Source organism: Paenisporosarcina sp. P4_D4, assembly GCF_056401835.1.
Genome location: NZ_JBFUIO010000014.1, coordinates 1 through 24,400, shown reverse-complemented (window position 1 = coordinate 24,400; position 24,400 = coordinate 1). Strand labels below are relative to the sequence as shown.

Here is a 24,400-nt window from a genome sequence, read left to right as displayed (position 1 = left end):
TCTTATTGTTTACTTTACCATACAGATGTATAATATATTAAACTTTGAAGCGGGAGGAATTCGACCAATGACATTTATGAATGGAATAAGAGCTGGGTTAAGCATTGCCATTGGCTACTTTCCTATCGCATTAACCTTTGGATTACTAGCAAAAACAACCGGGTTGTCTATGTGGGAAGCAACAGCCATGAGTATATTCGTTTTTGCTGGTGCTGCACAATACATATCGTTAACTTTATTATCAACAGGTGTAGACCCTATCTTAATTGTTCTTAATACGTTTGTTGTCAATATCCGACACTTTCTTATGACGGCCTCATTAAATGAAAAGATGCAACCTGATGCACGTTGGAAAAAAGCCATATATGCGTTTGGGGTAACGGATGAAACGTTCTCCGTATTAGCAACAAATAAAGCCGACAAAATCCGGACTCCTTTTGCAGCCGGTGTCATTCTGATTTCTTACGGCAGCTGGGTTGTCTTCACTGCTATAGGTCATGTCATTGGTGCCAATTTACCCGAGTTCCTTCAAGCAGCAATGTCGATTGCTTTATACGCAATGTTTGTCGGACTGCTCGTTCCATCCATGAAAGGTAACCGTAAAGTGATCCTGCTGGCTTTCTTCGGTGCTGTGATTCACAGTGCTTTGTATTGGAGCGGCCTCTTTTCAACAGGATGGTCCATTTTAGTAGCGACGCTCGGTTCAGCCATTTTGGTTGAAATGCTGTATGCGAAGAAAGGAAGTGCAAGTTAATGGAAAAATCGTACTGGTGGATGTTACTTGGAATGGCTGTGGTCACCTATATACCACGCGCATTTCCACTAACATTTCTGGAAGGCCGAGAATTGCCTCCCATTGTCAGCGGAATACTGCGTAATATTCCTTACGCTGTTTTGGGCGCACTGATCTTTCCCGCTATGCTGTTTGTACAGGAAGGAAATATGTTATTCGGGCTTATTGGTGCACTTGCCGCTTTTACACTAGCATTTGCTGGAGCGAATGTAATTATCGTTGTCATGGGGTCCATTGCTGTTCTGGCGATATATGGTTTGATAGGTTGATGTAATATACTTGGATTATATGACAAAAAACGAATAGCATCATAGCTATTCGCTTTTTATTATACTTCAATTCATTATATGTTCGGCTAGAGCAAATGTAAGATAAACTAGGCAGTCCCTTAACAAATCCCCTTTTTAAGCTTTTACAAGTTCCAGAACTCGATCCGGATCGAATCCCAAAACCCATTGACCGTTAATATTTGTTTGTGGAACTCCCATTTGCCCAGTTGTTTCCACTAATTTTTGTGCTGCTATAGGATTTGCTTGAACATTCACTTCCGTGAACTCCATTTCATTTTGTTTCAGGAAACTTTTCATCATGTCGCAATATGGACATGTGTTGGTTGAATAAACAGTAATTTGTGGTTTCATTTTGTATACCTCCGATATTATGCTTTTTTATAAGCAACATAATTGCCAGTTAAATGTTTAATATTTTCGCTTGTCTTGCTAATTTATCATAAAAAATGAGATTGAAAATACATTTAATTTCCCTCCAGTTTTTATGAAAATCCACATTTTATTTACAATATACTACTAGGGGTCTACAAGTTCAAATAATTAGTATTCACAATGTTTCCCACAAAAAAAACGTCTCTACACATAAGTGTAAAGACGTTTTGTTAATCATCCTGTCTTTTTCCTCGTTCCATCATACGTGTCGCGTACCAAAATCCGATTGTCAATGATAATGCATCAACAATAAATAACAGCCATGTATGCGTATACCCGACATAGACGGAGGCGGTTATAAGAGCTACGGTTAAAATTAAAGCAACGATATGTGAAAATGTGATTCTTGTAAACAGTACGACGAGCAGTCCTGGTAAAAATAATGCAAATAGTATTTTTGTAAACATTGATTCCATTATTGCTCTCCTATCTTACAACCAATAAACCGAGTCGATGATGATCGTGACGATAAATAACATGTTGTCTTAATCTGACTTCACCTTGATGATCCAATACTTCAAGTCGGCAATGTGCAGCATTTATTTGAATCGCTTCATATAATTCCCGTTCATTCGTGACCGTCTGCCCGTTAACCCTGCGGATACATTCACCAATGACAAGTCCCATCTTATCCGCTGGAGATTCCGGTAATACGCCTGCAATCATCACGCCTGAATCTTGTGGAGAAACGGCGTAATTGCCTTGTCTTTCCTTTATCGCAAAATACATCCATACCCCTATTCTTGCAAAAGCACCTAGAGCTAAACTAATAGCTGCGACAACTGGTAGCCAATAAGCGATGAGTGATAAACCTATTGTGGCCATCCCAACAGTGATGACGGCTTTACCTAACTTCGGATATAAATTCACAGGGAGTGTCCTGCGTGCTTTTTGCTGGAACCCGATTACAATTGGAAATAACACAAAAGCAAACGTTTCATTTCCAAATGTAAATTGTGGCCAATAAGTCATGAAATCCGGTACTACACTTCCAGGTACAATGCCCAATACAGGCAACATCCACAATCGTTTTGATAAATAACTGGCAGATGTCAAACCACGTGCCGATTTTTCCAATATAGGAGATGCCGATTCAGCACCTGTTTTTCGGATTAGCAACCCCTCTGCAATTACCGCTGCCCCCATTAACAGACTGACAGGCAAAGACAGTTCAATCCAATTGCGATCCCCGACCCATTCGAAATTCAAAATTGAAAAACTAGTATTCATTTTATAGCCAATCCACAATGCGGAAGTTGCAAGCGCTGCAGAAATGACGGGTGATCCAATCTGATACATAAAAAGTACGACAATAATCGCACTGATCAAACTGAACGTTACCACCCAATCTGTCGTAAGCGTCAGACCAATACCTGTACTGAGTAAGGATAAAATCAGTGCATACATCCATATATCCGTGAACATTCTCTTAACCTCTGTCCAACCCCAAAGAATCCGTGTACGAAATGAACGTCGTTCCCTCTTTACGCGTACGTATCCTAGAAGCACCGCAAAACAGATTGCTACATAAAATAATGGATTAATAAATAATTTTCCAATCCCCTTAATCAATTCTAGTCCAATTTCTTGCCACATTTACGAATCACCACCCAATCAACGGTTCGTGCATTTCTTTCCATTGTAACAAACCGTTGATGGAATGCGTATAGGTTTTTTCTACTTTTGAATAGAGTGGAATAAATAGCCTAGAGACATCTGAAGCTGATTATCATGTTTCTTGCTTGATTTATAGGTCATGATGGTCTCTCTGACTTCTTTATAAAAAACGATATCCATTTTCGCTTCTGCCTTAAGTTTCTTTTGTTCCTTGAAAGATTTCACGGCTCTTGCTGTATCTTCATCGAAATAGCCATCGACTCTTGTTACAGGGAATCCTAATGCCTTCAATACCTTTTGCCCATACTGTACATCTACATTAAAATCTCCTACTTGATAAGTTCCACTAATCGGAAGGGGTTCGAGCTGGTAAAGTTCGCTTGCTTTCACTTCAAAATCCGCCTTAATCCCAGTTCCATGAATCCACTGCTGTTTAGGTGTTAACCATTTGTGCGAAGATAACTTCATTTCTCCCCCATTTGTTAACTCCCATGTTTCTTGCACGGTGCCTTTTCCAAAACTCTTGGAACCGGCGATTAGTGCCCGTTGGTTGGATTTTAAAGCACCACTCAACACTTCACTTGCAGAGGCGCTACCCTCGTTCTGCAATAATACAATCGGAATCTTTTTCATAACTTTTGTATAGTCATCTTCATTTGTTGATTTTACGGCCAATGGCTCGAGTGCTCCTTTTGAATCTTGCATGTAAGCAAAGATTTGCCCGCTTTTCAACATGGTGCCAATTACTTGTTCTACACTATGTAAATATCCTCCGGGATTACCACGCACGTCTATCAATAATCCATCAATCCCCTGTGTTACGAGTGTGCGGGTTTGCGTTTCCCATTCTTCTGCTGTTTTTTCACCAAACATAGAGATGCTTACATAGCCAATCGAAGAACTATCTTGTTCAATTATCTCACTAGTCACCGTTTGTATCTGAAGTGCGGTTCTAGTCATCTTTAATTCTACGTGTCGATCTTCCGTTTCTCTGAAGACCGTTAATGAGACATTGGTTCCTTTTTTTCCTTTTATGGCCGACAGCAAATCAGATAAGCTTTTTCCCTCTACTCGCTTCCCATCTACTCTTACAATTTCGTCATACGGTTTAACTCCTGCTTTTTCAGCAGGTGATTCTTTCATCGGTGTCACAACTATAAATCGACCTTTATTTTCTACAATCTCCAGCCCTATTCCCACGCGTTCGTCCGATAAGGATTCACGGTGAGCCTTTGCTTCCTCTTTGGTCATGTATTTGCTATAAGGATCTCCAAGTGTATCTGCCATTCCCCGTAAAGCACCTTCAATCAATTGTTTCCCCTCGACGGGATGAACAGAACTTGCCAAGATACGTTCATAAGCCTGATCTATCGGTGACAGTTGGCTGATTGGTACACTTGCCACCTTGTCCTTTTTAAAAGGCGCCCAAAAAATGAGGAATAGAAGAATCAAAATCACTAAAAAACCAAACAAAAAAACCCTGCTTCGTCTCAAAAAATCGCCCCCTACTTTCTTCGTTTCAGTGTATGAACGAATAGGTGACGATAGGACAAGAATAAGCCAGATTTATTTTTATTGGCTATGTTATTTTTCAATGTTGATTTTAAGAAAGAAGGAATCTGTGCCTTTCCACGGAAGAACTGGCAAGCCTCCTCGGGCCAACAGGATGTTGGTCACGAAGGCGTTGACACAAAATTGTATTTTGCGACGAGTAACCGCAGGAGCAGCCTTATTCTTTGCGACGAGTAACCGCAGGAGCAGCCTTATTCTTTGCGACGAGTAACCGCAGGAGCAGTACTTTTGAAAAATGAGACCCACAAGTATGTTTTTCATACTTGTGGGTCTCATGGCGGAACGTGCGGCAAGCGCAAATGTACGATAAACATCCATACCTATTAACAGAGCATTTTTATTCTAAATTAGACACAAAATCTTTAATCATTTGGTCATCCATCGGTCCTACAATCTTGTTCTGAATGCGGCCTTTAGTATCAATCATATATGAAGTAGGTATAGTGATGGCTTCAAAGGTTTGACCAACGGCACCTTCAGTATCCATAGGAATCGGAAAAGTCAGCCCGTAGTCCCGTACAAAATCGTTCACTTTCTCTTCACTGTCTCCGCTTGTTAGATTGACAGCTAATATTTCCACATTTTCTTCTTCTGCGAAATCTTCATAGTAATTTTGCATATGAGGCATTTCTGCCTTACAAGGAGGACACCACGTCGCCCAGAAATTAACGATTACTTTTTTCCCTTGATAGTCAGAGAGCTTCACTTTTTTCCCATCAAGTGTTGTTAATTCAAAATCTGGTGCTGTATCGCCTTTATTCAATCCTTCGGATGCAGCAACACCTGTCATTTCGATACCTAATTGTTCATTTTCAAAGGACTTTGCCTCATCGATGTTATTTTTCACCATCGTCGCGATGACAATCGTTATAAGAACAGCAAGTATCACGAGTCCAAATACTTTTTTGGTCATTTGTTCTCCTCCATTTGTTGTTTATTCAAAAATATAGAAACGGTAAAACCGCAAATCACGAATAGTACCGTGACCATCAGCGGACTTTGGAACACACCTTCAGGCTGTAAAACGGCCGCAAGGATATGTGTAAATAAAAAGAGAGTAAGCAATTGTAATCTCCAAACATTTGATGCAAATGCTTTCTTCCAGGTTAAGGTAGTCATTCCAGTAAAAATAAAAATTGTCATCAGTTTCTGCCAAATTTCCGCTTCATTCATAACAACCATAAGGAATTGATACAAAGATTGCAACAAAACGAACCCAATAAGCATCGCGCCAAACTCGCGTTCAGGCAAACCTCTGCTTCTTATTTGCCATACTAAACGACTAAGTGCTATAACCAATGCAATGTAGAAGCCGGTTTCACCCCCATTGAAATAAAGAATCCCAAGTGGGTATTTAACAATCATATCAAAATCAGTAAACACTACACTAAATTTCCATACAATTAAAAAGAGTATTGCTGCATCCGAAAACCAATCTACTGTATCTTTCCCAAATTTCATCCTTAATACGATTCCCGTAATAAATAACGCCAAAAGTATTGCTATCCACGATGAAGGAATTGTTAGAGACTTGATAATAAACCAATCCGTTACCGGCAACACTTTTCAACTCCTCAAGACATTCCAAATATACCCTATATCGTATATCAAACTACTTAATATGTGGAGAAATATGCTTGTGAACGTCAATAAAAAAGCTCACACTCAGTTTACCTGAGAGTGAGCTCAATTGACTTACTTTAGAATGATACATAACGAATCGGATTGACCGCATTTGAACGTTCACTATTCCAAGGTCCTTCATGAACTTCAAAATGTAAATGAGGTCCAGTCGAACGACCAGTATTTCCCATTCTACCTATCATTTGTCCTTTAGAGACTGATTGACCTGAACTTACATTGTATCCACTTAAATGCGCGTAGACAGTCGTGAAAATTTGACCATTAATAGAATGTGTAACCATAATTACATTTCCGTATGTTCCCATTGGCCCTGCATGGGAAACAATGCCATCCGCTGCTGAGACAATCGGTGTACCGATGCTGTTTGCAATGTCACTGCCGTAATGGAATTCCGCGCCTGATCCGATATTACGACCACCGAAAGTGGAAGAGAAACGTCCTGCAGCAGGGCGTGTCCAATCACCAGAAGATACTACTGGTGGAGGTGTTCCATTTGAATTTGAAGAATTATGTTTATTGCGTTCAGCAGCATCTTTTTTCTTGCGTGCGATTTCAGCTTGACGTGCAACTTCGATTAATCTCTCTTGTTCAGCTACTATTTTACTCTCTACCGCTTTACTGATTTCGAGTGTTTCAGAATATTCTTTTTCAAGTGAATTCTTTTGTTGGATTAATTTTCCTTGTTCCGCTTCTAGTTGGTCTACTAATCTACCTTTTGAAGCTTTTTGGGAATCAAGATTTGCTTTAAGACTTACTAATTTATCACGGCTTGTCTTTTGTTGAGCCAATTTTTCTTCAACCGAAGATTTCTGCGCTTCCAATGACTTTTTATCTGCAGCCTGTTCTTCCAAAATCTTGCGGTCTGCATCCATTAGCGTATTTACAGCTGAGAAACGGTCAATGAAATCTGAGAAACTACTAGCTCCAAGTAACACATCAAGATAATTGACGGAACCGCCACTTTCCTGAACGGAGCGAAGACGCTCTTTAATTAACTCGTCACGATCAGCGATTTTCTTTTCTAAAACCGTAATACTTTCATGCAATTTTTCAATTTCTAAGTTCGTGCGTTTAATGTCTCCAAGCACACGATCTATTTCGCTATTTGTCTCAATAATTTTGCTATCGAGAGMTTGAATTTGAGCAAGCAATTTTTCTTGGTCCGATTGATTTTCTGAAATATCGCCTTTTTTCTGATTAATAGTCGAATTCAATTGTGATTTTTTATGATCCAATTGTTTCTGTTCATTTTTCAAATCGTTCAAGGAGTTAGCCAATGCATCCGCAGGTTGTGTCATAAATAATGAACACCCCAATACTGTTGCAATGGAAACTGCCATCCATTTAGATTGTTTCTTTCTCATGTTCTGCCCCTTTCAAGCTCGCGTTTAAACGCGTAAAAACTTACGTACTGACATAAAACTTCCCCACACACCAATGAAAATGCCCATCAATAAAATGAGGCCGTTAACTTGATACAAAAATGGAGTAAGTGGTAATAAATTAAACAATTCGCCTTTCAAATAAGGTTGAACAGCGTGATATAAGTTGTAATAAAGTAAAGTGACGAGAGTTATTGGCAATATTGCACCAAGGATTCCGATCCACATTCCTTCTAAAACGAACGGTATACGAACAAACCAATTTGACGCTCCTACCAGTTTCATAATTTCAATTTCACGTCGACGTGCAACAATTGTGATACGGATTGTATTCGAAATTAGGAACATCGCAGTAAATAGTAACGCTAGGATTAATACTAAACCTATATTTCTAGCAACATTCAGGAAACTGAATAGTTTCTCAATCTTTCCTTCACCATATTCGACAGAATAGGTGTTTTTAAGACGATCTATTCGTTGAGCAACTTTCTCAGTTTCCTGAGGGTTTTCAGCCTTCACGTAGTAGGCTGCACGAAGCGGGTTATTTTGATCGGACAATCCCATTGTCGCTCCGAAATCTTTTATCAAATCTTTTAATTCAGCTTCTTTTGTTGAATAGACGACTGTTGCAACACCATCTAATTCTTTAATATCTTTTTCTAATTGCGTTGCAGCTTTGTCATCTGCAGTAAGTTCAAGCAACACTTTTATTTCAACATCTTTTTCTAAATCATCAGCCACTTTACTTAAATTCATCATGATCATTACGAATACGCCGACAAGCAACAACGTGACAGTCACTGCACTGGCAGATGCAAAAGTCATCCAGCTATTTCGGCCGAGACTTTTAAAACTTTCACGGAAATGACGTCCTACAGTCCTAGCTTTCATAACCGTAGTCACCTCCGACTTCATCACGTACGACGAGTCCGCCTTCAACTGCAATTACTCGATGTTTGATTGTATTAACAATTTCTTTATTATGGGTGGCCATTATAATGGTTGTCCCACGACGATTGATTTCCTCGAACAAATTCATGATATCCCAAGAAGTTTCAGGATCTAAGTTTCCAGTTGGCTCGTCCGCAATCATCACTTTTGGGATGTTGACAATGGACCGGGCAATCGATACTCGCTGTTGTTCTCCACCAGACAGCTCAGTTGGGAACATACGAGCTTTATGTTTAAGCCCTACCAAATCCAAAACTTCCATAACACGTTTACGAATCACTTTTGGCGATTCTTCAATTACTTCTAAAGCAAATGCTACATTTTCAAAAACATTCAATCTCGGTAATAATTTAAAATCTTGAAAGACAACACCTATTTGTCTTCTTAAATATGGAACTTTTTTCGACTTCAATGTCGCCAAGTTTATGCCATTTACTAGTATATCTCCACTCGTAGGACGCTCTTCTCTGTACATCATTTTGATAAATGTAGATTTACCAGCCCCACTTGGACCTACAACATATACAAATTCACCTTGTTTGATTTCTACATTAATTCCGTTTGCAGCAACAATGCCGTTTGGATATTTTTTGTAGACATTTTTCATTGAAATCATATTTTTGTAACCACCTATGTTTTTTCCTAGCTGTTCGAAATTTTTTCCGACAAGCTCATTATATCAAGTTTGTCGACAAAATTTTATTACAGTACTATTACAAAATTTAGACAGAAACCTTGTGATACCTCCTCATTAGTTCTTTATCCCTAAAAATCAACACGATATTTCGACCTATTAAATACTAAAATTCGGCATTAGGTTCCTGAAATCCTCCTTTTAGTTCGACACTTTTTTGACAAAAACAAAGACCAATGACATAAACAGTCATTGGTCTTTGTTTATTACAAATTATTTTTTATTAGCCAACCATTCGGCAACTACTTCAGCTTCTGCGCCTTCAATAATGTTCGGAGGCATTTGACCACGGCCTTTTTGAATTACCTGTAAAATTTCCTCTTCAGTAAGGCGGGATCCCACATCTGTCAGATTTGGGAAGTTGCCTTGCCCTTCTAAATTACCACCGTGACAGCTTGTGCAATTACCCTGTACAATTTTTTCAGCATCCTGTGTATCAGTTACTTCTCCGCCATTTTCATCATTGGTTGGCGTCGGTTTTTCATCATTTCCACCACCACATGCGGCAAGCATTAGTGCAGAACCAAAAATAGCTGCAAGAAATTTTTTGTTCATCTTGTTCCCTCCCTCAAAATAGTTTATATATACTTTTTAAGTATACCTAAATTATGGACGTTTGAAACCCTCACCGAGTACTTCGTAGGCATCTGAAACAATGACAAATGCTGATGGATCAACCATTTTAACTAATTGTTTCAATTTCGTGAATTCGGTTTGATAAACCACAACAAGTAGCATTGGTCGTTCTTGTTCGGTATAGCCACCAACTGCCGGAAGCTTGGTTACACCACGATTTATTTCGGTATAAATAGCATCCCGTAATTCTTCCTGTTTATTCGTAATAATGTAAACCATTTTCGATTGGCTGAATCCAAGTTGAATAATATCAATGGTTTTGGTTGTCACAAATAGACCAATCAGAGCATATAATCCTTTTTCAATATCGAAAACTAGGGCTGCAGAAAGAACAATCAGTCCGTCAATCAGCATAACGCTAGTTCCAAGGGTAAATCCGGTGTACTTCGCTAAAATTTGAGCCGCTAAATCTGTTCCGCCAGTTGATGCATGTCCTCGGAAGACAATACCCAATCCAACTCCTACTGAAATCCCGCCAAATAGTGCCCCGAGTAACGGATTTAATGTTGCGGGTTCCCATCCTGCAGTTAGTAGGACAAACATGGGAAGCGTAAGTGTTCCGACTAGTGAACGTGCGCCGAATTGTTTACCAAGAAAAATTACTCCTGCAATAAATAAAGGAATATTAAATGCGTATTGCACATATCCTGGATTCCAATTGAACAATCCTTTTAAAATCGTACTGATTCCACTAACTCCGCCAGATGCCACTTCGTTCGGCAATAAGAAAACGTTAAAACCTACAGCGATAATAGCAGCACCGGCGATGATATACATATATTCTAAAACGGAAGCCAAAATAGGATGTGGCTCTACCCGTGTTTTTCTATTCATAAAATTCCCTTCTTTCTATTATGTCCATTTTTCCCTAATGAAGTATAGCAGAGGATATATAGTGTGTGAACTTCATCATGTTAAAGTGAGCCTGTATGAAAATTTTCTTTCAAAGTAACAATTGGCATATATACGTTGATTTATCGTACATTTGCGCTGGCCGCATGTTCCGCATGAGCTAACAAGTATGAAAACCACCTACTTAATTGTTTTCCCTTAATTTTAGTAAGCTATGTATTATTTCTTTGTTGTTGTTTAGGGATATGGAGCAAAACAGCAAAAATTAACTGAGCTTTTTTATCCTTCGTAAGAGTTTACAGAACCATAAAAAAACGGACACCTCTGTAGGATGTCCGTTTTTGCCTTAATTCATTTTTGATCGCAAGTAGGAATTGATGAACAAATCGATATCGCCGTCCATTACACCTTGCACATTGCCACTTTCAGCATTTGTACGGTGATCTTTTACCATTGAATAAGGATGGAAGACATATGAACGAATTTGAGATCCCCAACCGATTTCCTTTTGCTCCCCTCGAATTTCGAGCATCTGAGCTTCTTGTTCTTCGATTTTCAATTGATACAATTTCGCTTTTAACATCGTCATTGCTTTTTCACGGTTCTTGATTTGAGAACGTTCTTGTTGACACGTAACAACTGCACCTGTAGGTAAATGAGTGATACGGACAGCGGAGTCAGTCGTATTGATATGCTGACCACCTGCACCACTGGCACGGTACGTATCGATTTTCAAATCTTCCGTACGAATGTCAATTTCGATTTCATCATTAAATTCAGGCATAACTTCACAGGATACGAAAGAAGTATGACGTCGGCCAGAAGAATCGAAAGGAGAAATTCGTACTAAACGATGAACCCCTTTTTCAGCTTTCAAATAGCCGTATGCATTGTGGCCTTTAAATCCTAGTGTGACGGACTTAATTCCAGCTTCGTCACCAGGTAAATAATCGAGTGTCTCCACTTTGAATCCACGCTTCTCGCCCCAACGTGTATACATGCGCAGTAGCATGGAGCCCCAATCCTGAGACTCCGTTCCTCCTGCTCCAGGATGAAGTTCAAGAATGGCATTGTTTTTGTCATACGGTTCGCTCAGTAATAATTGCAGTTCAAAATCGCCCAATTTCGCAGTAAACTCTTTCATCTCACTGCTGAGTTCTTCTTGCAATTCCTCGTCAGGTTCTTCGCGTAACAATTCCAATGTCATTTCTAAGTTTTCCTGGGTATCAAGCAATTCGTTATATTCGTTCACAATTTCTTTTAATCCATTTGCCTCACCAATGACCACTTGCGCTGCTTGTTGATCATTCCAAAAGTCAGGCATCGACATATTTTCATCCAACTCAGCAATTCTTGCCTCTTTGTTTTCTAAGTCAAAGAGACCCCCTAAAGTCGGATAATTTTGAAGCTGTTCTGTCTAATTCATTACGTACATCTGATAATTCCATCATGTCTAAATTCCTCCGTTATCTTTCAACAGCACCATGGCAATTTTTGAATTTCTTGCCACTGCCGCATGGGCACATTTCATTTCTTCCTACTGAAGCTTCTGTACGAACTGGCTTTTTCTTGACAGATCCGCCTTCTTCTTTCGGATTAACCGCTTGGCCCTTCGCTACTTCTTCACGTTCCAGGTTATTGCGTATTTCTGCCTTCATGGCATATTTCGCAACATCATCCTGTACAGACTCAACCATCGCTTCGAACATCGCAAATCCTTCATTTTGATACTCACGAAGTGGATCGATTTGTCCGTAAGCACGCAAGTGAATTCCTTGGCGCAGTTGATCCATCGCATCAATGTGATCAATCCATTTTGAATCAATTGAACGCAACAGGACAACTTTTTCAAATTCACGCATACGTTCAGGAGACATTTCCTCTTCTTTTTCATCATAGCGTTTGTAAACTTCCGCTTTAATAAATTCTGTGATTTCGTCCGCAGATTTACCTTCCAACTGCTCACGAGTTATGGCACCTTCAGATAGTAAATTTGCTTGAATTGTATCTTCCAGACCTTTATAGTTCCAATCTTCGTGCTTGTCTGAAGCAGTATGAGCTGCAACTGATCGTTCAATAACTTCGTCGATCATCGTTTCTACCAATCCACGCATGTTATCGGTTTCCAGCACTTCCAAACGTTCTTTATAAATGATTTCACGTTGTTGACGTAAAACATCATCATATTGAAGCAATCGTTTACGTGCATCAAAGTTATTTCCTTCGACACGTTTTTGTGCTGATTCAACCGCACGTGTCACCATTTTCGACTGGATTGGCTGAGAATCATCCATACCCAATCGAGACATCATAGCACGCATATTGTCCGAACCGAAACGGCGCATCAAATCATCTTCCATTGATAAATAGAACTGAGTCACACCAGGATCGCCTTGGCGTCCTGAGCGTCCACGAAGCTGGTTGTCAATACGACGGGATTCATGTCGTTCTGTACCTATGACAGCTAATCCACCAACTTCGATGACACCTTCACCAAGTTTGATGTCTGTTCCACGTCCAGCCATGTTCGTAGCAATCGTTACAGATCCTTTATGGCCAGCAGTTGTGATGATTTCAGCTTCACGTTCATGATTTTTCGCATTCAGTACATTGTGGCGAATTCCATGTTTTGTCAACAAGTTCGAAATAATTTCAGAAGTTTCGATAGCCACTGTACCAACAAGAACTGGTTGACCAGCTTTGTGTCGTTGTGCAATATCTTCCGCTACGGCTTTATATTTACCTTCCATTGAAGCGTAAATTAAATCAGCACGATCATCACGTCCAATGACACGATTCGTTGGAATGGCAATGACATTCATATTGTATATATTGCGGAATTCTTCTTCTTCGGTTTTGGCTGTACCCGTCATCCCAGAAAGTTTTTCGTACATACGGAAATAGTTCTGGAATGTAATGGTTGCCATGGTCATCGATTCATTTTGAATCTCAAGGCCTTCTTTCGCTTCAATCGCTTGATGAAGTCCATCCGAATAACGGCGACCTTTCATCAGACGTCCTGTAAAGGAGTCAACAATTACGACGTTGCCTTCTTGAACCACATAATCAACATCGTTATGCATACTTGCATGTGCCTTCAAGGACTGGTTAATGGCATGGTTTAAGCGAACATGTGTTAAATCGAATAAATTGTCGATTCCAAACGCTTTTTCAACCTTTTCAATTCCTGCCTCTGTTAATACGACACCTTTAGTCGACTCATCATATGAAAAGTCTTCTTCCTTACGAAGTACACGGACAAGAGCATTTGATTGTTGGTAAAGTTGAGCAGATTTTGCTGCTTGTCCTGAAATAATCAATGGCGTCCGTGCTTCATCAATTAAAATGGAATCGACTTCATCGATTACTGCATAATAGAGTGGTCGCTGAACATGTTCTTCTTTGTACAACACCATATTGTCACGTAAGTAGTCGAATMCAAGTTCGTTGTTTGTTGAATACGTAATATCAGCTGCATACGCTTCACGTTTCTCGTCCTTATTCAAACTGTTTAAATTCAATCCAACAGTTAATCCTAAGAAATTATACAACTGACCCATTTCGGCAGCATCACGGCTTGCCAAGTACTCATTGACCGTAACCACATGAACTCCTTTTCCAGTGATGGCATTTAAATAAACAGCCATAGTGGACGTCAACGTCTTCCCTTCACCGGTTTTCATCTCTGAAATATTGCCTTCATGAAGTGCAGCCGCACCCATAATTTGAACGCGGAAAGGATACATACCAAGAACTCGTTTGGCTGCTTCCCGAACTACTGCGAATGCCTCCGCTTGAATTTCCGATAAATCGGAACCACTTTCCAATCGCCCTATAAATTCATCAGTCTTAGCACGTAACTGATCATCAGTTAATGCTTCCATGTCTTTTGCAAACGCCTCTACTTGATCGGCAACTTTTTCTAATCTTTTTAAATCACGCTTATTTAAGTCAAATACTTTATTTAATACTCCAAGCATTTAAATTCACTTCCCATATAGTCTCAAGGTTTTTTTATATAGTCTCAAGGTTTATTTTACCACTGCAACTATAGGGGTGCAAATGACGGCTATATCTCTACAGTGTTTGTCTATCTTTTAGAAAATCATGCAGTTGTGTCCAGTTCAAAGGTTTGCTGCCATAAAACCCTTGAATGACATCTGCATTCAAAGCCTTTATTAAGAAGAGCTGTTTTTGTGTTTCCACCCCTTCTGCAACTACGTTGAACCCTAAATCGTGGGACAAGTCAATGACGGACTTAATAATCGCCTGCACACGCGAATCATTCTCCATTTTCTGAACAAATGAACGGTCAATTTTTACACGGTTTATCGGTAAAATACGCAAATAATTTAATGAGGAATAACCTGTTCCGAAATCATCAAGCGCAATGGAAATGCCCATTTCTCGAATTTTTTCGAGCGTTTCCAACACTTCTTCTCCACCCTCAATAAAGATGGACTCAGTTATCTCGATTTCGATGAGGCCAGGATCTACATGATATTTATTCAACAACGTTTTCAAGAGATGAATGAAGGATGTTTCCCGTAGTTGAATCGTACTGACATTGATCGCTACAGACGACACATGTGGGTATTCCTTATGAATACTCTTAATTTCGCGAATGGCTGTTTCAAGTACCCAATCACCTATCTCCTGAATTTTCCCAGACTCTTCCGCCACGGGAATAAACTCGGCAGGAGAAATCATTCCCCATTCTGGATGTCGCCACCGCAGCAATGCTTCCAGACTTTCGGTATTGCCTGTTTTTAGGTTGAACTGTGGTTGGTAAACGAGTGAAAGTTGATTGTACTTGATGGCCTCACGTAAACCTTGCTCCATCATATGCTGTTTTTCGAATGCTTCCTTCATTTCATAATTGAAATAGAGGACTCTGTTTCTTCCTACTGCTTTTGCTTTATAAAGTGCGGTATCTGCATTGATTAGTAATTGCTCACATGATTGAGCATCCGTGGGATAAAGTGAAACTCCTATGGAAGAAGTCACAAAAAACGCTTGTTCATTCAAATAAAATGCTTTTGCGAATGAAGTATGTATTGCAGTAAGGGTTGCTCGGACACCCGGGAATTTGTCTTTTTTGGAATGTAGCAAGACAATGAATTCATCCCCACTGAAGCGACCAAAGCAGCTGTTTTCTGGCAATAAGTCTTTTATCCGATGTGCTACTTGTACTAATAGAGAATCCCCGTAAGCATGTCCTTTCGAATCATTGATTTGTTTAAAATGATCAAGGTCAATAAATGCCACGGTTATCATCTGATCGGAATCGGTTAATTCTTCAATCCATCCAGCAAGTTCACGTTCAATCGAAAAACGGTTTGGCAAGTTCGTTAATGAGTCAAATCTTGCCTGATAGTCAATTTCTTGTACTTGTAGGTTTAGCAAATTGCCCATCTGCTCGATAGATTGTGCAATTTCACCAATTTCGTCCTTACTTTTGATCCCCATTTTAGCGACTAAATTACCTTGTTCCATTTGACGGACATGCTTCACAATGGTCGGTAAGTCTTTTAACATGGAGCGAAGCAACCAGGATAAGGTGATTAAAATAAGAATTGCTGCGATGATCCATGATATACCGATGATTCGCCCAAAAACTGCAAGTGGTTGGGTAACTGTTTTTTCGGGTGCATAACTAATCATTTGCCACCCAGTACTATCAATTTTTCGTGTTTCCACATAAAAGTTTCCTTTTGATGTTTTAACTAACTCGAATACATTTTCAGCGAGTGCAATGTTTTCGAATTCACTATTAATGTTGTCAGAGTCAAATAACGTTTGCCCTGTCTCCGTCAGTAAAATATGCTTGTTTTCCTTTGTTTCATATGAGCCTATCAATTTAGGAATCGTATCCAGGTGCATGTCCAAACCAAAATAACCGAGACGTCTCCCCTCTGATTCGACTGGATAAATGACACTCACGGTTAATTCCTTAGTTGTGTAATCGACATAAAGATCTGAGTATGATAAGCCTTCTGCTTCATTCGCTTTTTTAATCCACGGTCGTTTATGTATATCATAAKCGGCATCGGTAATATATCCATTATCTGCAAGTAAAAAATTCGGCTCAAGGAAGGCCATCCATACCAAACCTACACCATCTGTATTTTCTTGTACTCTTGTCATAAGCTGATTTGCTTGCTGATATATATTTGACTCCTTTACATTTTCCCGTTCAATTGAAGATTCCATAAGTTCCCGTACATCTTCAAGTTCTCCAAGTTGTTTTGTAATTTCACTTTTACTACTTAACAACGTGGAGATTTGCTGAACCACCAATTCGTTTTCAAGGGCCAATTCTTCTTCCATTTGTGATTCAAATAAGTTTTTTGAATAATTGTATGAAAAAGAGGCCATCACAAAGAGGATTGGGATGACAATTGCACTCATGGCAAATAACACTTTCCCACGAAATCCAAGTCTTTTCCAAAATCGACTTTTCTTCATCCAATCCCCTCCCCTATTTAAGTGAAGTACCTAGCAATTAATAATGTAATAATTCGCTTCATTCGAGTGAATTCCTCCTCAATCGACAAATAAATCAATTTTAAAGGCTATGTTCAGCAATACTGTTGCTTTTGTCCGTTTGTACTAGGCATTCTGGCGCAAATCATTTTTTAACATCAACTGCATTTATACAAATCATAATTTTTACTGCTGTTAAATGATGCTGATGTTTATCGCCATTCGCGCTAGCCGCATGAGCCAACATGAAGTGGGTCATGAAGGTGTTGCCACAAAATTTCTCGCATTGCATTTTGCAACGAGTAACCGGAGACTCAGGACAAGGCGTTTTTAACCTTCTTCCCCTGGAATGCAGGCGCAAATACACTCTTTCTTATCAACAGCTTTATTTTGCTTAATAAATAAAAAAAGAAAGCCCAATTCTTTCTGGGCTTTCTCATTTATTGATTAAGATTAATTTGTTTCGATTAAACCATATTTACCGTCTCTACGCTTGTAGACGATATTTGTTCCATTAGATTCTGCATCAGTGAATACGTAAAAATTATGTCCAAGCATATCCATTTGAAGAACCGCTTCTTCCTGATCCATTGGTTTCAATTCAAATTGTTTTGTACGGACGATGTGTAATTCTTCTTCACTCTCGTCCTGATATGCCGCTTGCTCAGGAGAAACAACGTTTGCGAAGTATGCACCTACTCCTTCACGTTCACGGAACTTACGGTTTACTTTCGTTTTATATTTACGAATTTGACGCTCAAGTTTATCGACGATTAAATCGACCGCTGCATACATATCATTGTGACGTTCTTCAGCTCGAAGCGTTAAACTCTTCAAAGGAATTGTTACTTCCACTTTCGTTTGACTGTCGTTATACACTTTTAAATTGACATTTGCGTTCGCTTGGAGATCTTCGTTGAAATAGCGCTCTACCTTATTGATTTTGCTTTCAACGTGCTCACGAATCGCAGGAGTTACCTCGACGTTTTCACCACGGATATTAAAATTTAACATGTAAACTCCTCCTTTAATTAAGGCTATGTAAACCTTATTCTACATATCCCCTATAAACTCCTGCTACAAACCAAAAACTTTTCTGGATTTTGTCGAATAAATGCCTTTTTCTGTCGCATCATGCTCGAATCAATGTAATTGCATCTACTGATTCAGCCCCCGCTTTTTTCAAAACAAATGCGGCATGATGCAGTGTGGTGCCTGTTGTATATAAATCGTCGACCAATATAATGTGTTGATTTTGAACACTCTTGGACACGGAAAAAATTAATTCGGAGGACATCCGATCTTTTCTTGTTTTTCCGACTTGTGAACGATTTACAGTTTTGTCCAACACATGCGTATAAGGAACATGTGCAGCCATGAGCAATTGATCCACTTGTGAAAAGGTTCTCTCCTGTAACTTTTCCGGATGTAGAGGAATAGGGACTATCAACTTCTGAACATTTCTTAACGGTTTGAAATCTTCAGCAAAAATCGTTGCCAGCTCCACGTCCAACTGGAATTTGTATTGTTGAAACACATGCTTCATCCAGTCATTGTAAGTGTATATGGATCTGACGGTATCCAGTACACCTTCATATATTGTCCCCGACCATTCATTTTCAATCTGATTATTTTGTACTTTTTCAAATTTTGCTCTGCAACCATGACAAAGAACATCCGATTGTTTTAAGAAGAATAGTTTTTGYCAAGAAGCACTTTCTAAAAATGGTGTTGAACAGAGTAAACACGTCATTGCCTGTATCCACCCTGCTTTTTGTGTGCTTCTATAGTAGCTTTGGCTGTATCCATGGCAGACGAAATTCCATGATGAAAAAACACCAGATCCCCATCAGGATAATCTATCGCTCGACCGACACGACCACCTATTTGGATTAATKCACTGCTCGTAAAAATCTTCTCATCAGCACCAACTACTGCTACTTGAACATTGGGAATCGTAATTCCTCGCTCCAAAATGGTCGTTGTCAGCAAGCCACAAACTTTTTTCTGACGCAATTTAATGACCTTATCTTTTCTATCACTGTCTTCTGCATGGACTGACAAAATTTCCGGGTGCAACAGCTGAAATAAGGKCAAAGCTTTTTCCATGAGTTCAATTGTAGGGAAGAAAATTAAAAAAGGTCGGGAGTGGTTCAAACAATTTATTGTCCACATCTTTAATTTTGGGGAAAGTTTACCTTTCTGAATGTGCTTTTGATAATTCCACAACCCGACAAAACGTGGTATCGGTAGAGGAAAACCATGAAACCTTACAGATATGACCGATTTATTAACAGCTTGTCTTAAAAGTTCATCAGATGGTGTAGCTGTAATAGTATGTACAACAGCTTCTTTCTTTTTCGCTTTTTGCACTGCATATTGCAGAGATTTATCCACTGTATATGGGAAAGCATCCGCTTCATCAACAAACACGACATCAAAAGCTTCTTCAAATCTGTACAATTGATGTGTTGTTGCGATGATGAGCTGTGCGTAGTCCGTGTAACCCGGAGAGCCACCATATAAAGCATGAATAACTGTTTGCGGAAAAACTTGCTGGAATCTCGGCGCAAGCTCCAGTACAACATCTGTCCTTGGAGTAGCCACACATACACGTTGTCCCCGCTCAAGCAAATCAAATACAGCAGGAAACAATAATTCCGTTTTTCCAGCCCCGCATACGGCATGAACTAAATGACTTTGATTTCGACGGACGCTGGCTAGTAATTCATTTGAAGCTCGTTCTTGTTGGGATGTCAATGTTCCAGACCATGAAAACCGATGTGACTGGACTAGTTCAATCACAGGTCCAGTCCATGTTATCAACTCCGTGCAACTGCTCACTCTGCCCATACGAATGCAATGCCTGCAGTAAAGGCAAACACCTTTACATTTTGCACAGTGGAAAGAGGTCAATTGGTTAAATCCGCAACGACGACATTGGTGTTGATTGGTTTTTAGTAATGGTGAAAAATGAGTTGATGAAATGCCTTGATGAGGGGTAATAAATCCTTTTTCAATTAAATCTTCTATGTCGGATAAAGGAAATGGGGTTTGTTCCTTCAACCATAATCGGCCACTTAAAAATGTTTGTATCTCTTTCATGAGCATCCCTCCTATACGGATATCTCATTCCTACCATTTAATCATAATCCCCAATTGTGGAACTCGCCAATTTAAGATGGGCATATTGGTGTATGGAGAGGGAAAATTTTTAACAAAGAAGTTGATATTATGAAGAAGTGTATTTGCACCTTACATGCCGCAAGTGCTTGAAGCATGTGTTAAGCGGATTTCATACTAGTTAGATTTGGCGGAAACTTGAAGATAGCTCAAATACGTTGATTTACAGTTTAATGTAACTGAGCCTAAATAATAAGAACCTCGCACTTATGCGAGGTTCTCATCTTCTTTATTCCGCTACATCACCGATGAAGTAGACACTGCTGACACGCCAGTTTCCATCCTCTTTGGCAAAAACGGTTACTTGTCGACCTGTTCGGTCAAGTTTAGCACCTGTTGACTCCTGTTCAAGCGAGATCGCAAGTGACGCAAAGACCTGAGCTTGGCTTTTGTCATACTTAATGACCGTCACATCTTCAGCTGTACGTTTAACTTTATATTCTTTAAACGTTTTTTTAATCATCTCTTCTTCTTCCTTGTAATCAAACCCTTCAGGTTCTTTAGCGATGACAGACATATACGTCTCAAAGTCTTCGTTATTAAAAGAAGTCATATAGGTATCAAACGCAGCCAATATTGCCTTCTTTTCATCTGCTGGCACATCTTGTGCCTCTTCAATATCAGAACCCGACATCTCAAAGCCAACATCAGATTGTTCCTGATCCTGATTCTTCACACCATGTTCCAATGCATTATTTTCACTTGAAGTTTCCCCATCGGAAACGGAACCTGCACCGCCTCGATCTTCTTCACTTGCACAAGCAGACAGTAATATTGAAATTAGCGCTAACACTATCATATATTTGAATTTCATTATAATTCGTCCCTCCTACTCGGCTATTTTGTCATAAAATGATTGCCCTTACAATAATTATAGCCGCAATCAGAATAGAGACGACACCCATCATGTGAAAGTTTCGTGTATTAAAGCGTAGGATTGTTGGATGGCTTCGGATTATAGTGGGCTATTTCCATTTTGTGCAACCTAGAAGGCTAAACTGTCTACCTGGAACTCCAATCTGTCAACCTGGAATCCAAAACTGTCAACCTGGATGGGCATTCTGTCTACTTGGAAATCTTTTCTAGTAATTCAGTTGCAACTAGATGGATAAAAATGCTATTTTTACATTATCCCAAAGACTAGAAGGAGTGATATTTTATTGTCGGAAATCGAGAAACACCTAAATCGTTAACGGTTTATCTTCGCTTACTAAGTAGAGTACCCAAAGAACATCCGCTTTATAAGGAAATCGAATCGAGAATCAATCGGATTCGTGCTGGGTACAGCGGTGAAACGTATGTGGACAATTTTTTAAAGAATATTGATTTCCCATGTCCATATGTCATCTTTAAAGACATTAATGTTCAAACTTCAGCAAACACAAAAGCCCAGTTTGATACATTAATCATTACACCAAAGTTTGTATGTATATTAGAAATAAAAGCATTGAAAGGTCGAATCTCTTTCCAAAAGACTCCTGCCCAATTAGTCAAAGAAGTCGACGGAGTTAAAACTTCAATGAAATGTCCAGAGGAGCAACTGAAACGTCATGAAAGAAGATTGGTTAAATGGTTGAATACAAATCAAATAAATCTACCCATACGAAGTGCTATTGTTTTCGCATTTTCTAGCACCCTTGTAGATTTGCCGCCCAGGTATTCCAACATAGTGATGGGCTGTGATGTCGGTTCTTATATTGAAGACCTATTTGATCTCCCTCCCGCACTTACAGAAAAAGAATTCAATTCATTAATCGACTCCCTGCAACAGGCTAAAACGAATTATTCCCCCACCCCACTAGTAAATACTGTCCCAATTCTAGATTCAGAAATTGTCAAAGGATTACTTTGCCCGCAATGCTCTATGAATATTGGCTCTCTTTATAAATGTCCTACTTGCAAAATTACGAGGAAAGTAATCATTGCGAATGCTCTCGAGGATTGGTTCTATTTAATGAAAAGCACTATTACTACAAGAGAATGTCTGGATTTTTTGCAACTAAGGGATAAAACATCTGCATCACATATTTTAAATAGAGCTAAATTGATACCTAAAAACAATGGTCGCTATAGATTTTATAAATTATTTGATGATGACTATGAGGGTTCTTTTTCAATTCGAGCTGAAGCACTTGAAAAAAAATAGGAGTTTGTGCTTCTTGGACGTCTATTCTGTCCCATGACAAGTTTCACATGAAAATACCATGTCAAATTTTCATTTTGTGCAACCTGGAACCCAGTTCTGTCTACCTGGAATCCAAAACTGTCTACCTGGACAAGTTTCACTTGAGAATATCATGATACTTTTCATCTTGTGCAACCTGGATGGCCATTCTGACTACCTGGAATTCAAAACTGTCTACCTGGATCCTCATTCTGTCTACCTGGACCAGTTTCACTTGAGAATATCATGGTACTTATCATTTTGTGCAACCTGGAAGGCCATTCTGTCAACCTGGAACCCAAAACTGTCTACCTGGAACACTAAACTACACACTCGACCCATAATCATCTCACTAAAAATCAAAAAACCCCTCACATTTGTGAGGGGTCCAATTAGTCAATTAGCGTACTTCAACCCAGCCATTTTTAATAGCTGTTACGACGGCTTGTGTACGGTCGTTTACGTTCATTTTTTGAAGAATGCTTGAAACGTGATTTTTCACTGTTTTTTCAGAAATGAACAATGTTTCACCGATCATGCGGTTACTTTGGCCATCTGTTAATAATTGAAGAACTTCACATTCACGTTTTGTTAGTAAATGGAAAGGACGACGAATTTCAGATTGGTGGAACGTTCCTTTATTTTCACGTTCACTTAAACGACGGAATTCCGCCACTAAATTACGTGTTACTTTTGGATGTAAGTAAGATCCACCTGCTGCAACCACTTTAATGGCTTGTACAATTGCGTCAGCATCCATTTCTTTCAACATGTACCCAAGAGCACCTGTTTTCAGAGCGTGCGTAACGTAAGATTCATCGTCGTGGATAGATAACATGATTACTTTGGCTTCTGGATATTTCGCCATTAGCTCACCTGTTGCTTCTACTCCATTTTTACGTGGCATGTTGATATCCATCAATATAACTTCCGGTGCATATTGCTCGTACAAATTTAAAGCGTCGCTTCCATCATCGCCTTCAGCAATTACATCAAATGAATCTTCAAAGTCTAGAATTCGTTTTACCCCTTCACGGAATAATTGGTGATCGTCTATAATTACAATTTTCGTCATCGTCATTTCCTCCTAAATATAAGCAGACCTTATCTCTCTTTTTCCTCAATTAAAGGAATTCGAAACATCATTGTTGTTCCTTTGCCAGGTGAGGATTTCACAACCATTTCACCTTTTAATAGATCGACACGTTCTTGCATTCCAAGTAAACCAAATGAACTATCCCGAACAAGGCGCTGATCAAAACCAATTCCGTTATCTTTCACCGTAACGGCTACTTTGTTCTTATTCCATACAACTTCTACCCAAATTGTTTGGCATTTGCCATGTTTTGTCGCATTCGTCACAGATTCCTGAATCAGGCGAAATAGCGCTACTTCATAATTCGGTAAAAGTCGACGCTGTTCTCCATTTGAATGGAAGTGTATTTTGCACCCCATATTATATTCTTCGATAGTCATTAAGTATTTTTTGAGGGTAGGGACTAAACCTAAATCGTCCAATGCCATTGGTCGCAAGTCATAAATAATTCGTCTTACTTCCGACAGAGCATTTCGTACCATCAATTTTAAACTTGAAATTTCCACAAGTGCTTGATCGACACCTTTTTCACGGTAAGTCCGTTCTATCAAATCTGATCGAACTAAAACATTGGCCATCATCTGGGCGGGACCGTCATGTATTTCACG

The 24,400-nt window shown here is 39.3% G+C and carries 23 protein-coding genes; 3 read left to right on the top strand and 20 right to left on the bottom strand.

Annotated elements, in window-relative coordinates:
- Positions 1 to 67 precede the first annotated feature (67 nt).
- Together AC1DSL_RS05980 and AC1DSL_RS05975 are read left to right on the top strand one after the other, a co-directional pair.
- Entirely contained in the window at positions 68 to 754 is a 687-nt protein-coding gene (locus AC1DSL_RS05980) for an AzlC family ABC transporter permease (protein ID WP_477531532.1), read from the top strand.
- On the top strand, positions 754 to 1,062 hold the full coding sequence (locus AC1DSL_RS05975) for an AzlD domain-containing protein (protein ID WP_016428046.1): 309 nt from the start codon (positions 754 to 756) through the stop codon (positions 1,060 to 1,062). Before AC1DSL_RS05980 ends, AC1DSL_RS05975 begins: the two co-directional genes overlap by 1 nt.
- 135 nt (positions 1,063 to 1,197) lie before the next feature.
- On the opposite strand, the gene AC1DSL_RS05970 is transcribed toward AC1DSL_RS05975, so the two are convergent.
- The 18 genes from AC1DSL_RS05970 to AC1DSL_RS05885 all read right to left on the bottom strand — a co-directional run bounded on the left by AC1DSL_RS05970 (position 1,198) and on the right by AC1DSL_RS05885 (position 21,346).
- Positions 1,198 to 1,434, bottom strand: coding sequence for a glutaredoxin family protein (locus AC1DSL_RS05970; protein ID WP_477531531.1), 237 nt, complete (start codon positions 1,432 to 1,434; stop codon positions 1,198 to 1,200).
- A gap of 251 nt (positions 1,435 to 1,685) precedes the next feature.
- On the bottom strand, positions 1,686 to 1,931 hold the full coding sequence (locus AC1DSL_RS05965) for a CsbA family protein (protein WP_016428048.1): 246 nt from the start codon (positions 1,929 to 1,931) through the stop codon (positions 1,686 to 1,688).
- 10 nt (positions 1,932 to 1,941) lie between these two features.
- Positions 1,942 to 3,111 carry a PDZ domain-containing protein gene (locus tag AC1DSL_RS05960; RefSeq protein WP_477531530.1) on the bottom strand — a complete coding sequence of 390 codons (1,170 nt, stop codon included), beginning with the start codon at positions 3,109 to 3,111 and terminating at the stop codon, positions 1,942 to 1,944.
- 81 nt (positions 3,112 to 3,192) lie between these two features.
- Entirely contained in the window at positions 3,193 to 4,626 is a 1,434-nt protein-coding gene (locus AC1DSL_RS05955; RefSeq protein WP_477531529.1) for a S41 family peptidase, read from the bottom strand.
- Positions 4,627 to 5,041: 415 nt separating this feature from the next.
- Entirely contained in the window at positions 5,042 to 5,617 is a 576-nt protein-coding gene (locus AC1DSL_RS05950) for a redoxin domain-containing protein (RefSeq protein WP_016428051.1), read from the bottom strand.
- Positions 5,614 to 6,267, bottom strand: coding sequence for a hypothetical protein (locus AC1DSL_RS05945; protein ID WP_477531528.1), 654 nt, complete (start codon positions 6,265 to 6,267; stop codon positions 5,614 to 5,616). Before AC1DSL_RS05945 ends, AC1DSL_RS05950 begins: the two co-directional genes overlap by 4 nt.
- Positions 6,268 to 6,404: 137 nt before the next feature.
- A complete protein-coding gene (locus AC1DSL_RS05940; protein WP_477531527.1) occupies positions 6,405 to 7,712 on the bottom strand; it encodes a murein hydrolase activator EnvC family protein in 1,308 nt (435 codons plus the stop codon).
- Positions 7,713 to 7,736: 24 nt separating this feature from the next.
- Complete coding sequence (ftsX, locus tag AC1DSL_RS05935) at positions 7,737 to 8,621, bottom strand: permease-like cell division protein FtsX (RefSeq protein ID WP_016428054.1); 885 nt, start codon at positions 8,619 to 8,621, stop codon at positions 7,737 to 7,739.
- Complete coding sequence (gene ftsE / locus AC1DSL_RS05930; protein WP_016428055.1) at positions 8,611 to 9,297, bottom strand: cell division ATP-binding protein FtsE; 687 nt, start codon at positions 9,295 to 9,297, stop codon at positions 8,611 to 8,613. The genes ftsX and ftsE overlap by 11 nt, the downstream gene beginning before the upstream one ends.
- A gap of 291 nt (positions 9,298 to 9,588) precedes the next feature.
- On the bottom strand, positions 9,589 to 9,930 hold the full coding sequence (gene cccB / locus AC1DSL_RS05925; protein ID WP_016428056.1) for a cytochrome c551: 342 nt from the start codon (positions 9,928 to 9,930) through the stop codon (positions 9,589 to 9,591).
- Positions 9,931 to 9,981: 51 nt separating this feature from the next.
- Positions 9,982 to 10,845, bottom strand: a complete 864-nt coding sequence (locus tag AC1DSL_RS05920; RefSeq protein ID WP_016428057.1) for a YitT family protein — start codon at positions 10,843 to 10,845, stop codon at positions 9,982 to 9,984.
- Between the two features lie 364 nt (positions 10,846 to 11,209).
- Positions 11,210 to 12,311, bottom strand: a protein-coding gene (prfB, locus tag AC1DSL_RS05915) for a peptide chain release factor 2 (protein ID WP_147640335.1) whose coding sequence is annotated in 2 segments (ribosomal slippage) — positions 11,210 to 12,238 and positions 12,240 to 12,311 — 1,101 coding nt in all. Because the reading frame shifts where the segments join, the coding sequence is not laid out codon by codon here.
- An 18-nt stretch (positions 12,312 to 12,329) separates the two neighbouring features.
- Positions 12,330 to 14,843 carry a preprotein translocase subunit SecA gene (gene secA, locus AC1DSL_RS05910; protein WP_477531526.1) on the bottom strand — a complete coding sequence of 838 codons (2,514 nt, stop codon included), beginning with the start codon at positions 14,841 to 14,843 and terminating at the stop codon, positions 12,330 to 12,332.
- Positions 14,844 to 14,940: 97 nt separating this feature from the next.
- The gene (locus AC1DSL_RS05905) at positions 14,941 to 17,331 is read right to left on the bottom strand and encodes an EAL domain-containing protein (protein WP_477531525.1); all 2,391 of its coding nucleotides are present in this window, start codon (positions 17,329 to 17,331) and stop codon (positions 14,941 to 14,943) included.
- 471 nt (positions 17,332 to 17,802) lie between these two features.
- The gene (gene hpf / locus AC1DSL_RS05900) at positions 17,803 to 18,363 is read right to left on the bottom strand and encodes a ribosome hibernation-promoting factor, HPF/YfiA family (protein ID WP_016428061.1); all 561 of its coding nucleotides are present in this window, start codon (positions 18,361 to 18,363) and stop codon (positions 17,803 to 17,805) included.
- Positions 18,364 to 18,481: 118 nt separating this feature from the next.
- Positions 18,482 to 19,102 (bottom strand): ComF family protein, encoded by a 621-nt coding sequence (locus tag AC1DSL_RS05895; protein WP_477531524.1) that lies wholly within the window; start codon positions 19,100 to 19,102, stop codon positions 18,482 to 18,484.
- On the bottom strand, positions 19,099 to 20,454 hold the full coding sequence (locus tag AC1DSL_RS05890; protein WP_477531523.1) for an ATP-dependent helicase ComFA: 1,356 nt from the start codon (positions 20,452 to 20,454) through the stop codon (positions 19,099 to 19,101). Before AC1DSL_RS05890 ends, AC1DSL_RS05895 begins: the two co-directional genes overlap by 4 nt.
- 307 nt (positions 20,455 to 20,761) lie before the next feature.
- Positions 20,762 to 21,346: a nuclear transport factor 2 family protein gene (locus AC1DSL_RS05885; RefSeq protein WP_477531522.1), complete on the bottom strand. Its 585-nt coding sequence runs from the start codon at positions 21,344 to 21,346 to the stop codon at positions 20,762 to 20,764.
- 345 nt (positions 21,347 to 21,691) lie between these two features.
- Between AC1DSL_RS05885 and AC1DSL_RS05880 the strand changes: the two genes are divergently transcribed.
- On the top strand, positions 21,692 to 22,678 hold the full coding sequence (locus tag AC1DSL_RS05880) for a nuclease-related domain-containing protein (RefSeq protein WP_477531547.1): 987 nt from the start codon (positions 21,692 to 21,694) through the stop codon (positions 22,676 to 22,678).
- A 418-nt stretch (positions 22,679 to 23,096) separates the two neighbouring features.
- Here AC1DSL_RS05880 and AC1DSL_RS05875 read toward each other — a convergent pair whose 3' ends face one another.
- Together AC1DSL_RS05875 and AC1DSL_RS05870 are read right to left on the bottom strand one after the other, a co-directional pair.
- Entirely contained in the window at positions 23,097 to 23,771 is a 675-nt protein-coding gene (locus tag AC1DSL_RS05875; protein ID WP_016428071.1) for a response regulator, read from the bottom strand.
- A 29-nt stretch (positions 23,772 to 23,800) separates the two neighbouring features.
- The coding region (locus AC1DSL_RS05870) for a sensor histidine kinase (RefSeq protein ID WP_477531521.1) at positions 23,801 to 24,400 on the bottom strand (600 nt) is incomplete at its 5' end.

Excerpts from the sequence above, each read along its gene's own strand:
- AC1DSL_RS05965 (WP_016428048.1), bottom strand. The coding sequence starts at position 1,931 with ATGGAATCAATGTTTACAAAAATACTATTTGCATTATTTTTACCAGGA.
- AC1DSL_RS05885 (WP_477531522.1), bottom strand. The coding sequence starts at position 21,346 with ATGAAATTCAAATATATGATAGTGTTAGCGCTAATTTCAATATTACTG.
- ftsE (WP_016428055.1), bottom strand. The coding sequence starts at position 9,297 with ATGATTTCAATGAAAAATGTCTACAAAAAATATCCAAACGGCATTGTT.
- cccB (WP_016428056.1), bottom strand. The coding sequence starts at position 9,930 with ATGAACAAAAAATTTCTTGCAGCTATTTTTGGTTCTGCACTAATGCTT.
- AC1DSL_RS05960 (WP_477531530.1), bottom strand. The coding sequence starts at position 3,111 with ATGTGGCAAGAAATTGGACTAGAATTGATTAAGGGGATTGGAAAATTA.
- AC1DSL_RS05950 (WP_016428051.1), bottom strand. The coding sequence starts at position 5,617 with ATGACCAAAAAAGTATTTGGACTCGTGATACTTGCTGTTCTTATAACG.
- AC1DSL_RS05980 (WP_477531532.1), top strand. The coding sequence starts at position 68 with ATGACATTTATGAATGGAATAAGAGCTGGGTTAAGCATTGCCATTGGC.
- AC1DSL_RS05875 (WP_016428071.1), bottom strand. The coding sequence starts at position 23,771 with ATGACGAAAATTGTAATTATAGACGATCACCAATTATTCCGTGAAGGG.
- hpf (WP_016428061.1), bottom strand. The coding sequence starts at position 18,363 with ATGTTAAATTTTAATATCCGTGGTGAAAACGTCGAGGTAACTCCTGCG.
- AC1DSL_RS05975 (WP_016428046.1), top strand. The coding sequence starts at position 754 with ATGGAAAAATCGTACTGGTGGATGTTACTTGGAATGGCTGTGGTCACC.
- ftsX (WP_016428054.1), bottom strand. The coding sequence starts at position 8,621 with ATGAAAGCTAGGACTGTAGGACGTCATTTCCGTGAAAGTTTTAAAAGT.
- AC1DSL_RS05970 (WP_477531531.1), bottom strand. The coding sequence starts at position 1,434 with ATGAAACCACAAATTACTGTTTATTCAACCAACACATGTCCATATTGC.
- AC1DSL_RS05920 (WP_016428057.1), bottom strand. The coding sequence starts at position 10,845 with ATGAATAGAAAAACACGGGTAGAGCCACATCCTATTTTGGCTTCCGTT.